The organism is Rhodohalobacter sulfatireducens, from assembly GCF_022012475.1.
In the GTDB taxonomy this organism is placed as follows: domain Bacteria; phylum Bacteroidota; class Rhodothermia; order Balneolales; family Balneolaceae; genus Rhodohalobacter; species Rhodohalobacter sulfatireducens.
The window spans coordinates 182187-194459 of record NZ_JAKLWS010000002.1 but is presented as its reverse complement, the minus strand read 5'-3'; the positions used below and the strand labels follow the sequence as shown (position 1 = coordinate 194459).

At 40.6% G+C, this 12273-nt stretch carries 10 protein-coding genes; 1 reads left to right on the top strand and 9 read right to left on the bottom strand.

Annotated features, from left to right (window positions below; genetic code table 11):
- Positions 1 to 7: 7 nt before the first annotated feature.
- The gene (locus tag L6773_RS02980; protein ID WP_237852365.1) at positions 8 to 1153 is read right to left on the bottom strand and encodes an imelysin family protein; all 1146 of its coding nucleotides are present in this window, start codon (positions 1151 to 1153) and stop codon (positions 8 to 10) included.
- A 74-nt stretch (positions 1154 to 1227) separates the two neighbouring features.
- Positions 1228 to 2454, bottom strand: coding sequence for a DUF4856 domain-containing protein (locus L6773_RS02975; RefSeq protein WP_237852364.1), 1227 nt, complete (start codon positions 2452 to 2454; stop codon positions 1228 to 1230).
- Positions 2455 to 2768: 314 nt separating this feature from the next.
- Between L6773_RS02975 and pckA the strand changes: the two genes are divergently transcribed.
- On the top strand, positions 2769 to 4346 hold the full coding sequence (gene pckA, locus L6773_RS02970) for a phosphoenolpyruvate carboxykinase (ATP) (RefSeq protein ID WP_237852363.1): 1578 nt from the start codon (positions 2769 to 2771) through the stop codon (positions 4344 to 4346).
- A gap of 124 nt (positions 4347 to 4470) precedes the next feature.
- On the opposite strand, the gene L6773_RS02965 is transcribed toward pckA, so the two are convergent.
- The 7 genes from L6773_RS02965 to L6773_RS02935 all read right to left on the bottom strand — a co-directional run bounded on the left by L6773_RS02965 (position 4471) and on the right by L6773_RS02935 (position 12253).
- Positions 4471 to 5307: a ZIP family metal transporter gene (locus tag L6773_RS02965; RefSeq protein ID WP_237852362.1), complete on the bottom strand. Its 837-nt coding sequence runs from the start codon at positions 5305 to 5307 to the stop codon at positions 4471 to 4473.
- A gap of 166 nt (positions 5308 to 5473) precedes the next feature.
- The gene (locus L6773_RS02960; protein WP_237852361.1) at positions 5474 to 6220 is read right to left on the bottom strand and encodes a phosphoadenylyl-sulfate reductase; all 747 of its coding nucleotides are present in this window, start codon (positions 6218 to 6220) and stop codon (positions 5474 to 5476) included.
- A 440-nt stretch (positions 6221 to 6660) separates the two neighbouring features.
- A complete protein-coding gene (locus L6773_RS02955; RefSeq protein WP_237852360.1) occupies positions 6661 to 7602 on the bottom strand; it encodes a sugar phosphate isomerase/epimerase family protein in 942 nt (313 codons plus the stop codon).
- A 28-nt stretch (positions 7603 to 7630) separates the two neighbouring features.
- Positions 7631 to 8941, bottom strand: coding sequence for a Gfo/Idh/MocA family protein (locus L6773_RS02950; RefSeq protein WP_237852359.1), 1311 nt, complete (start codon positions 8939 to 8941; stop codon positions 7631 to 7633).
- Positions 8942 to 9100: 159 nt separating this feature from the next.
- On the bottom strand, positions 9101 to 10042 hold the full coding sequence (locus L6773_RS02945; RefSeq protein WP_237852358.1) for a 2-keto-3-deoxygluconate permease: 942 nt from the start codon (positions 10040 to 10042) through the stop codon (positions 9101 to 9103).
- A 13-nt stretch (positions 10043 to 10055) separates the two neighbouring features.
- Positions 10056 to 11012, bottom strand: a complete 957-nt coding sequence (pdxA, locus tag L6773_RS02940) for a 4-hydroxythreonine-4-phosphate dehydrogenase PdxA (RefSeq protein WP_237852357.1) — start codon at positions 11010 to 11012, stop codon at positions 10056 to 10058.
- On the bottom strand, positions 11009 to 12253 hold the full coding sequence (locus L6773_RS02935; RefSeq protein ID WP_237852356.1) for a four-carbon acid sugar kinase family protein: 1245 nt from the start codon (positions 12251 to 12253) through the stop codon (positions 11009 to 11011). The genes pdxA and L6773_RS02935 overlap by 4 nt, the downstream gene beginning before the upstream one ends.
- Positions 12254 to 12273: the final 20 nt, after the last annotated feature.

Genomic DNA, 12273 nt, shown 5'->3' with positions numbered 1-12273 from the left:
TCAAAACTTAATCACCGTCGGCGTCTACGTAATCTACGTTAATATTTAGCGCCTGAAGCATATCCACTTTCAGGAAAACTACATTTTTTTGGAGTTCATCATACGTAGCCAACATTTCGGAATTGTCGGTTTCTATTTGAGTTACAAAGTCTGAATTCAAATTCTCTGCCTGATTTCTTGCAGATTCAAATTGGTTGTTAATCAACTGTGTCAGATCCGCACCTTCTTTCATTGTGTTCAGGTAATCGAGGTAAGAAGCAAGACTTTCACCCATCTCCTGGGTACCATAATGTTTTCCGTTAAAAAAGTTTTGAGTGGCGTTCAAGGCTTCCATAAATAGTGCTTTAGATAATCCTTCGCTATAATAAGCTTCCACACGTACTGGAGATGGAGTACCAGATGATATAGCAGAAACTCCGGCTGGGATGCCAATTTTTCCAGCCCGTAAATATTTTTCGTAATAAAAAATGTAGTCGTTTACCATCATATCAAGGGATCCATTCGCGCCATTCCCTGAGTTGCTCACAAACTGATCTCTATATCCTGACTCCCAGTGATCCAGCACTTCAACCGTCAGTTGGTCCATGCGTGTAACCAGATCATTGATATACTTTTTGTACTCTACAGCGTCTTGATGTGTGGTGTAATATTCAAGAATTGCATCATCTGAATCACCCAGCCCGTTTAGCAAATAATCCAATGCTGGAAATCCCTGAGTATCTCTCAAAGATGGAAGCTCCAGGTTGTATGTGCCAGTTTGAATATTTTTTTGAATCGTTTGATCAGCATTCGGGCTACTCTCGTTAGCACTCACAGGGTACGTATTCAGATAGTCCCGGAACCGGACATCCATTGCTTTGCCCATCTCGAACATTGAGACATGCTGCCATGCCAGGTAGCTTGTTTTCCAGGCATCACGGAGTTCCTGAAGTGTTTGTTGATTTGGATTGGTTGTGAAGTTTTCACCGGCGGTCTTAAGTTCGCCAGTAGTTGTTGAAAAAGATTCGAAAGCAGGTAGAATAATATTATCAGCCCAATTTACAAGAATTTCTTCGCGGTCGAAATCATCCGCATCCGGGCCTGAGGGATTATCATCCGTACATCCCCACAATAGAATCAAACCCAATATGAAAACAAAACTGAATTTCCTCATGGTTTAGGTAGTGTTTATGAATTAGAAAAACCGACAACCCTTTCGAGCTGCCAGTTTTAGATGGTGAACAAAGTTTAGCTTGCAGCCTGCTCCAGGGTGAAATCAAATGCCTCGGCAATATCATTAGAGAGGGCATCGAGTGTTTCAGGTGTTACATCCCAAAGTCCATTCGGACCATCACCCAGTAATTGATTTAAAAATCCCTCGACTTCCGCTTTCGTAAAATACGGGGAGTCGGTATTTGGTATCCTTGTAAACATCAGGCTGTATATAAAACCATAGCCTTCAGAGAGATCATGAAATGCTCCTCCATAATCCGGTGTTTCTTGATCAATTGCTGCTTTAGCCGTTTGCAGGTAATAAACCGCCCGAATACCAATAATTTTAGAAACTTCTTCCCGAATGATTTCTGCTTGTTCGTCTCGAACTTCATAATCTCCGGCAACGATGGCGGCCCTGCCCAGTTTAAATGCATTAAATACTTTCTCGCTTATTCCGGCAAAATCTTCATCGCCTTCAACACGGCCAAAATATTTATTCAGAAAAATATCATCATCACCAATGGTATTGAGAGGATTTGCTTTATTTGGCGAATTTCCAAAAAGGTAACCGTATGCTTCATCCCATTTATGTTCCATATTTGTATAGTTGGCTCCCTCTGCAAGTACTCCGTCTGTATTATCTTGCCTGTTTGTTCCGGCATCAAGTACAGAAACACTTAAGTAATTGTTTAGCATTTGGTCTGCAGTTAAGGCTCCGATCAATGATTTGTTTACAAGCTGATCATACTCCAGACCCTGAGCGTTTACATACCGAGTAGATGATCCGTCAGCAATCTGTCCGGGAACTCCGGGCTCAGCCAATGTATTTTGATTTGGAAACACTTCATCGACTTGAGCTTTCATCCATTCTTCAAATTGATCTTTAATTTCAGCACTTAAAGTGGTATTTGATGAGAAATAATCTTCAGACGCCGCTACTTTGCTTTTAATGTTCTTTGTGGCATCGTTCAGTTCGGCACTGGCATAGGGATCGGCATCACCGCCGTCTGCTGTTTGATTTCGATACATTTGGTAGAGCAGATTTTCTGTTGTGTTGTCAAAATCTGTCATCGCACCAAAGAGTTCAGCCCCCATCTGCAACCGAGTGGTTTGCCCGGTAAATGAAACAGTGGATTCACCATTACGCGTAAATTCATAAGTTGCGGGTTCGTCGATGGTAGGGTCGTTATTACTGTCAGTAGAACAAGAGATAAAAGTTATTGATAAAAGAACTGCGAACAGTAGTAATTTATTCTGCATTTTCTTCTTTGGAATAGAGTAAGGTTAACTGTTTTATTTAGACTAATTCTAAGGTAAGGAGCAGAGAGAAATCACACAAGGTTTATGTAGAATAAATCTAAATTAAAATTAAAAGCGCTTCTATTTGGTGTTTTGGGGCTTATCAGGGATAGCCCTATACAAATTTAACCAGTGCTCTTCTATCATTTATCTATAGCAAATAGGTAATTTGAACCTATTGAATAATACAAATTCAAATATTCTCACCTCTGTTCATTTTCTTTGGCCAGAGGTGAAATCATAACAAAAAATATTTCATCAAAAAAAGTCAAGATATGGATCTTTCAAAACATGATATCAATGTCAAAAACATTATCAGGAATCCTTCTCCATCACGATTTTATGAAGAGGCTATTAAACACGATCCCGGTTCAGCCATTACCAATAAAGGGGCTTTAGTTGTACGGTCAGGTGAAAGGACAGGAAGGAGCCCTGCCGATAAACGAGTCATTACAACAGAGGGAATCAAAGAGGATATTTGGTGGGGAGATATCAATATCCCGCTGGATGAACATACATTCGAGATCAATCATCAACGAGCAACTGACTACCTGAATACAAGAGAACGGCTCTATGTCTTGGATGGTTTCGCCGGTTGGGATCCTGAATATCAGCTTAAAGTTCGCATCATTGCCGAAAGGCCGTACCATGGTTTATTTATGCAAAATATGCTGATTCGTCCTACGAAGGAACAATTAGAAAATTTCGGTGAACCCGATTTTGTCATATACAACGCTGGGAAATTCCCTGCTAACAGATTTACCGAAGGTATGACATCCGATGCCAGTGTTGATGTTAACTTCGATCGTAAAGAAATGGTAATTTTAGGATCAGAGTATGCCGGGGAAATGAAAAAAGGCATTTTTACAGTTATGAACTACCTGATGCCCAAACAAAATGTCCTCTCGATGCACTGCTCTGCAAACGAAGGAGATTCACCGGAGGATGTGGCACTCTTTTTTGGCCTATCAGGAACCGGGAAAACAACCCTTTCTGCAGACAGCAGCCGAAAACTGATTGGAGATGACGAACACTGCTGGAGTGACAAAGGAGTCTTTAATATAGAAGGTGGATGCTATGCAAAAACCATTGACCTTTCTGAAGAGAAAGAACCTGAAATCTACAACGCTATAAAATTCGGTACGGTGCTGGAAAACGTAGTATACGATCCGGATACAAGAGAAGTAGATTATGAGGATACATCAATCACCGTTAACACAAGAGCTTCTTATCCGATTGATTATATTTCCAATGCAAAAATCCCATGCGAAGCCGGTCATCCCAGAAATGTTATATTTCTGACCTATGATGCTTTTGGTGTTCTGCCCCCGGTAAGTAAACTCACACCGGAACAAGCCATGTATCACTTTATTAGTGGGTATACAGCCAAAGTTGCTGGGACTGAGGTTGGAGTTACTGAGCCTAAAGCGGCATTCTCTGCTTGTTTTGGAGCTGCATTCCTGGCCTGGCCACCTGCTAAGTATGCTGAGCTACTGGCTGATAAGATGCGTAAGCATGATGCCAAAGCATGGTTAGTAAATACCGGAATAACCGGTGGACCTTATGGTGAAGGAAACCGTATGGATCTGAAAAGTACACGGGCTATCATCAATGCTATCCATGGCGGAAAGCTCGATGATGTACCAACGCAAACAGACGAAGTATTCGGATTTGAAATACCAACCGAATGTCCAAACGTTGATTCTGAGATTCTTCTTCCAAGAAATACATGGAAAGATCCGGAAGCATACGACAAACAAGCCGTTAAACTTGGCGGATTGTTTAATGATAACTTCAAAAAGTACCAAGAGGAAAGTAGTCCTGAAATTATAGAAGCAGGACCTAACGTATAAACCAAAATTGTTAACTTAGTTTAGGGCATGGTTTAGGATGATTTCCTTTAATCATGCCCTTTTTTTTACAAGTACGAATATCCATTATTTTCAAGATGCAGATACGAAATCTTTATCTCCTGATTTACCCCAAAGCCACATCCAAAACCATCATCACACAAAAACCAATCATTGTACCAAGTGTAGCCAAATCGGTATGCCCGTGTTGCTGCGATTCGGGAATCAACTCCTCTACAACTACGAACATCATTGCGCCTGCTGCAAACGCCAGCGCATAAGGTAATATTGGCTGCACCATCAAAACAGCGGCAGCACCAATTACAGCCGAGATCGGCTCGACTACACCTGAAAGTTGACCATAGTTAAAACTCTTGCCCATGCTTACACCTTCTCTTCTGAGAGGCACAGATACCGCAACTCCCTCGGGAAAATTTTGAATTCCAATTCCCAAAGCCAGTGCAATTGCACCTGCAACAGTTGCCGTTCCTGTTGGGTCGATACCACCAGCAGCTGCACCAAAAAGAACACCGACAGCCAAACCTTCCGGGATATTGTGTAGTGTAATTGCAAGAACCAAAAGCGTGGTGCGCCTCCAGGTCGTTACAACACCCTCGGCTTCCTGTTTTGGTTGTCCCAAATGAAGGTGTGGTAAATATGCATCACAAATGCGCAAGAAAACAGCCCCGGAAATAAATCCTATGACAGCGGGAATCCATGGGATATATCCCTGGCCTTCGGCCATATCAATAGAAGGAATAATGAGCGACCAGACACTTGCGGCAATCATCACTCCTGCTGCAAAACCCAACATAGAATCGAGTAATTTATAACCCACATTTTTTGTAAAGAAAACCAATCCGGCACCAAGCGCAGTAAGTGTCCATGTAAATAATCCCCCCATCAGTGCCTGCATCACAGGGCTTAATTCAAAAAACCAAGTTTTTATTGCTTCAAATTCCATATTTCAATCCAAAGAATTACAATTTCAAAATCAACAACTTTCTAAATGTATCGAATATTTAGCCAAAGCTAAAAATTAAATTTTTCATCTTTTTGGGCTCCGGTATTTTACAGGTTAACGCAGGCCAGGAGGTCGCCCGATTTATCTATTGGAAAGAAAAGTTAGACTACTTTTTATTTTGAAGATTTGGAAGATGAATCCCACATTCCGTTTTTTCCATGTTTTTCCAACGACCGGATCGTTCATCCTGGTTCTTGGAAGGTTCCGTACATGGAATACAGCCTATACTTGGATAGCCCTCATCATGCAGAGGATTATATGGTAAGTTATGTTCATCGATATGGTCCCAGATTTTCCCCTGGCTCCAATCAGCAAGTGGATTCAGCTTAAATACTTTGTTGGAAGAATCCCACTCGATTTTGTCAATACCCTTTCTCATATCCGATTGTGAACGGCGTAAACCGGTAATCCACCCTTTTTTATTACTAAGATATTTTTGTAACGGGAGTACTTTCCGGAGGTAACAGCATCGGTCAGGATTAGATTTCCACATCTCTTCTTCGTGGAGAGTGGCTTGCCCTTCCAGGGTAAGAATTGGTGAAACAGACTCTATGGTAATATTAAATCTCTTCTCAATTTTATCCCACAAAGAATAGGTTTCATCGAATAGAAGATTTGTATCCAAACAAAATACTTTGACCGGTAAATTGAGCTGAGTGATTTTATGAATCAAAACCACACCTGATGGGCCAAATCCAGTGCCCAATACTAATTCATTGCCAAATTGCTCAAACGCCCATATCAACAGATCATCCAGTAATTGATGTTCGAACCGGTTGTTCAAGGCGGGCAGATCGTCAGTCTTTACATCAACTGAATCTTTTAAAAGAACCTCTTTCGTTTCTGTTTTCATCCTTTTTCAGATAAAATTTTCATCCAAATCAAATATTCAGGGCATAAAAAAACCCACTTGCTTTAAGGCAGCGGGTTCAACATGCTTTGTCAATAAAATATTTGATATCCCACTACCAGATCATCAGTGATTGCATTTCTTACATGCGCAACAACAACATGAAATATTTAATAACATTTCTGGTAGCGGTTTAAAATTTGTTTGCGTTTATCAAGTGATACAATAACAAATTATATCCAACATCGAAACAGTTCTGAGAATTTTGATTCGCATTGTTAGCCAATGAATTAAACCGATCTTCATCGATTAAAAAAGCGCTTTCATCAGAAAAGCTATCCGGTGACCACAAAAAAACAAACCAGTATAGCCAATAGAATAGACTAGAATATCTTCATACTTGTGCGTAGCTCAATGAGGGAAAATAATAATCAGATAAAAAATTACTGTAAATACCCGATCATCTTGTCCATTCTGGTGGAGACATAATCACGCAGAAACTCATCCGGTGCAATATCATCCGGCCGATATGCCGGCTCAGCAATAGCGTAACCGCTGTATCCAATATTCTGAAGCGTTTTCATGATTTTTGGCCAGTCGTTATCCCCTTCTAAATAGTTGACTTGGAATCCATTCCATAATCCCTCATCGTCTCTCTTTTGCCGACTGAACTCTTTGATATGGATCATCTCAATTCGATCTCCCAACACCTCTATCCATTGGCTAGGCCAGCCGTAGTTCATGATGTTCCCGATATCGAAATACCAGCCTACCCAGTGCGACTCAAATTCGTCGACGTATCGGGCTGCTTCCAATGGGCTCAACAAAAACTGGTTCCATACATTTTCAATCGCTATCACGATCTCCAACTCCTCCGCAAGAGGCAGCATTTTTTTAATTTCTCTCTGTGATCTCTGGTAAACATCCCGGTAAGAGACGTTATCATTAACTACTCCGGGCACCAAAAGAATGGTCGATGCACCAAATTCATTGGCGTCGTATAAAGCAGTTTCCAAACCATCCAACCCGGCTTTTCTAACGGATTGATCCGGACTGGAAAGTGGATGATTCCAATGGGTAGAAACAACCACACTCGGAATTTCAAGACCTGTTTCCTCTTTTGCATCAAGCACTTCGGACCGATCCATTCCGCTGGGCGGCTCAACGCCATGAAATCCAGCAGTTTTCAGCATCTGAAACTTTTCAAAAACGGTGTAGTCATCGCCTGAAGGAAATGTATCAAGCATGTATGCTTTTTTAAGAGGTGCGTTCATAGATATATTCTTTACTTTTTGTGGCTGAGTTGAAAGGGTATTGAAAGCAGAACCGGATCCTAATGCAACTAGTCCGGCAGTCCCCATTTTTAAAAATTCTATTCTTTTCATAGATACTGATTTATTTTATACAGGAAATTTAAACTATAGATGTCTTACCCGGCATAGCTACTCCATTAATCTCGGGAAAGTGATTCCAGCTTTCGATATCATGCGATAACTGCTGACCGGAGTTAACCGCCTCATTCCATGTTATTCGTTTGCCGGTGTAAGCAGCCATTCTGCCAAGAATACCTGCCATTGTACTATTGGCAAGTTGTTCTCCCTGGTTAATAATATTCCCGGACCTGATTGCGGAAAATAGAGCATCATGTTCAGCTTGGTACATGTCATTTTCTTCACCGTTAAAAATCCAATTGTTATCACCTTCAATGAAATGCTCACCTCGTGTTACATCAGCTACCCCACGTCCATTTGTACCGAAAACTTCTGCATGGTAACTGTTTTCACAATTTTGCTGCTGTCGGCAAAAATGGAATCCTTTTACTCCGCCCTCAAATTCATAGGTTATTCCGAAATGGTCATAAACATTTCCATACTTTTTATCTGTTCGAACCTGTCGTCCACCGGTTCCCATCGCGCTCACCGGTGTTGCATCATTCATTGCCCACATCATAAAATCAACGCTGTGAATTGCCTGCTCAACGATGTGATCACCTGAAATCCAGGTATAGTAGATCCAGTTTCGAAGCTGATATTCAGCATCTGACCATTCGGGCTTTCGATCAAATGACCATAGTTCACCGGTATTATACGTGGTATATATGGATGTAATATCACCAACCTCACCATTCAATACTCTATTAAATAATGCCTTCTTCGCATTATGATATCTCCAGCAAAAACCTGATACAAGATTCAGGTTTTTTTGCTCGGCAATTTTGGCAGCATCTATTACCCGGTGATACCCGCGTGCATCTACGGCAACCGGTTTTTCACAAAAAATATGAACACCTGCATCCACCGAAGCTTCTAAATGAAGGGGGCGAAATGTTGGCGGAGTAGCAAGAATCACTACATCAATTCCGGAGTCTAACACTTTTTGATATGCATCAAAACCAATAAAACGTCTCTCCTCCGGCACATTCACTTTATCCGCATGAATCTGGTTTAGAATTTCCAGTGATTGGCTCATTTTGTCATCAAAGATATCTCCCACAGCTATTAGTTCCACATTTGGGTCTGCATTTAATGCCTGGTTTGCAGCACCGGTACCCCGCCCGCCTGCTCCAATTAATCCAAGTTTAAGCTTGTATTCCGGATCTACTCCTGCAACGGTTCCTGCTGCAGCCATTTCGCCCTGTGTTCTGCACGCACTTAACGGTAGCATACTCCCTGCAACTGCTAATGATGTTAGTTTTATAAATTCTCTTCGGTTATGGTCTTTCATGGTATTTGAGCTTATATCAACAATTCTATTTTCTAAAATTTAAAGAATCTCATTTAAATAATTGGATAAAACTAAATTTATTCTGCTTCTAAAATCGAAAAAGCTTCCATATCTCCGGGAATGAAAAATGGAGCCTGTATTGAATATTGCATATTGGTTTCATTTCAAAGTTAATTTTCCTGATTTTTTACTGACCATCCAAGTTAACAGAGGCGTTAAAATAGCTGTCGTCATCGTAGAAGCAGCTACAAGTGGTGTGGCAATAGCAGCTAATGCAGCCATTGATGGATCAGCTAAGACCAAAGCGTGAGGTGTAGCTACAGCATTTCCTGCTGTACTTGAAGCAGCTGCACCGGCAACACCTGATCCCCCCACGGCTTTATCAGATAATACATTAAAGAACCCTCCTACAAACGTTGTTATGATACCTAATATAATTCCGGGGATTCCTGCATCAATCAATGAGTTCAATTCAAGTCCGGTGCCCAGTGCAAAAGCAAAGAAAGGTATCAAAACAGGCCCGCCTGTTACCAGGAATTTGCGCAACTCCTCATCCAGGTTTCCCAGTATCATACCTATGAGTATTGGAGCAATCACTGCAATAAGTGCAAGGTATGGGATACTTGCCAACCCGGCTGCACCAAGGGCTACCATCGTTAAAAACGGCCCATCATTGATGGATATAACCGCAATTGCCCCGACATCTGTTTCATCACCATATTCTCCTGCAAGCGCTGCATATAATCCCCCATTTGTATTACTCATAGCAGAAATGATTGCAAGAGCAGACAAACCCAAAAAACCATTTTCTCCAAATAAACTTTCCACGGCTAAACCAATACCGATTGCCACAATAAATTTGGATAAGGTAATCGAAACTCCCTTTTTAAGAACTTTGGGTGCGGCTTTCAACTTTATTCCAGCCCCCATGCAGAATAAAAAAGCTCCAATCAATGCTGTGGCGCCATCTTTGAACAAAGCAGTAGTGAATCCACCAATATTTAAAAGACCGGGGAAAAAGCTATTTATAACAGTACCTAATATCAGGGGAATGACCATCATGCCGCCGGGAACCTTTTCGATCATTCCTTTAATTTTCATATTGAGCAGGTGATTAAATTAGTTTCTTGGCTAAATCATATGCATTACACAAACTTTTGGTCGATGCAATGCCCTTGTATGCAATGTCGAATGCGGTTCCGTGATCGACAGAAGTTCTTACCATCGGCAAACCTAAAGTAACATTAACCGCCGCTTCAAAATCCAAAAGCTTAATTGGAATATGGCCCTGATCATGATACATGCAGACAACAGCATCATATTGGCCTTTTGTTGCACTGTAAAAAACAGTGTCTGCGGCGATGGGTCCGGTCACGTCCAAGCCTTCTTCTTTTAATTTTTTTACTGCAGGTACAATCTCTTCAGAATCTTCTCTTCCAAAGGAATTATTCTCTCCAGCGTGCGGATTGAGACCGGCAATTGCAATCTTTGCAGATCTACCCATCTTTTTGAGTGCGGCATCAGTAAGTTTGGCGACGTCAATAATTCGCTTTTTTTTAACTTTCGATATCGCTTCACGCAGTGATAGATGTGTCGATGTATGAGTTACAATCAGTTTTTCAGATACGAGCATCATCGTGTAATTTGATGTGCTGCACAGATCCGCCAGAAATCCTGTATGTCCCGAAAAGCCGTCAATTGTCTGCCGAATTGCTTCTTTATTGATTGGCAAGGTAACCAAGGCATCAATTTTTCCATCAAGTGCAAGTTTCGTCCCCAACTCAACATATTTTATTGAAGCATTCCCGGTTTTCTTTGAAATTTGACCTATTGAGATGTCACCTTCACTCAACAGCCCAACATCATACACATTGAGATAGCCGGGTTTGTAATCTCGAATATCTTTTATTCTGTGCAATTTCACATTCAGTTTTAAATGTGAATTACAATAGCTCAAAACAGAGTAGTCCCCAAGTGCGATAAAATCTCCGCCAAGCTTTTCATTCATAAAAGCTTTCAATAAAATTTCAGGCCCTACGCCATTTGCATCGCCAATTGAAATACCGATCATTGATTTGATTCTTTAATAACATTGAATGTTTGTACGATAACATCCTTATTTCCATATCCACCGGGTTTCGTTAGAATTTGAATACTCTGATTTTTAACAGAAGCCATCGAAAGGCCAACCCCGGGTAAAATTTCAGTTAACGGTGCAATAGCATCACAATTCATCCTATCCATTATTCCCATCAACGTATCACCTCCAATTACAAATAGTGATGATATATGCAGTTCGTTGAAAATTTCTGCGATTATAGAGCCAATCTGTTTTGATACTACCTCGTATTCAACTTTATCATTATTCTTATTATTTGGTTCAGCCCGGATATCTGATGAACTCAAAATTACGTTTCTGCCTGCTTGTATCTCCTCATGAATGTCAGTGAGTATTTGCCTGAAATCAGGATCCTTTTTATAATTTTTACTCGAAAGCAGATGCTCCGGCAAGGTGATGATTTTTATTCCTTTTTCATGGGCGAATTTCACCTGATTTAAAGAAATTTTATTCAAACTTCCATTCACCAAAAGAGTGGGTTTATTGAGTTCTGGAAGTTTCAATCGTTTAGATTTTAGATTGAAAAGAACCGGTGTCAATTCACACATAGCTGCAGAACCAGCAATAGATTTATGCAGATTATTTTTTATTAAATCTGTAGCAATTTTTTCCAAATCTTTTACTGATTGACAATCAAAAACCAGGATTCCATTAATTTTTGGGAGCGAATCATACCCAGCCTTATAAATCAAAGAGATCTTTAGATTTGTCTGCTTTTGAAGCAAGTCGGGTAAAAAACTGATTTCTATTGGTTCCAGAGGATCATTACCAAACTCTGTTTGATGTAAAAGTTGTTCTCCTATATAGTGATAACCCTCTTTCGTGAAGCGTTTTAATTTAGGATGAGCAGGTATAAATGGAATGGAGTTCTGACCCGTTTCCTCCTGAAATGCCTGGAGTTCGGCACCAATATTTCCACGCATCGTTGAATCTGTTTTCTTATAAAAATGCTTAATTCCTCGTTCTCTTGAGATTTTTACAACTTGTCCTACTCTTCGAGCAGCCAACCTTTGCTCTATATGCCTGCTTTCTGTGTTATAAACTACAACAGTAGAATCTATTTTTTGTAAGGATTGATGCAGATCCGTACCTGGATTGTGAATAACTCTTGCAGAAATCCCTTGTTTCGCTAACTGTACCCCGGTTTCAATGGCCCCGGTTAAATCATCCGCTATTATTAAAAGCTCAACCATAAAACATTGCCATAAAAACC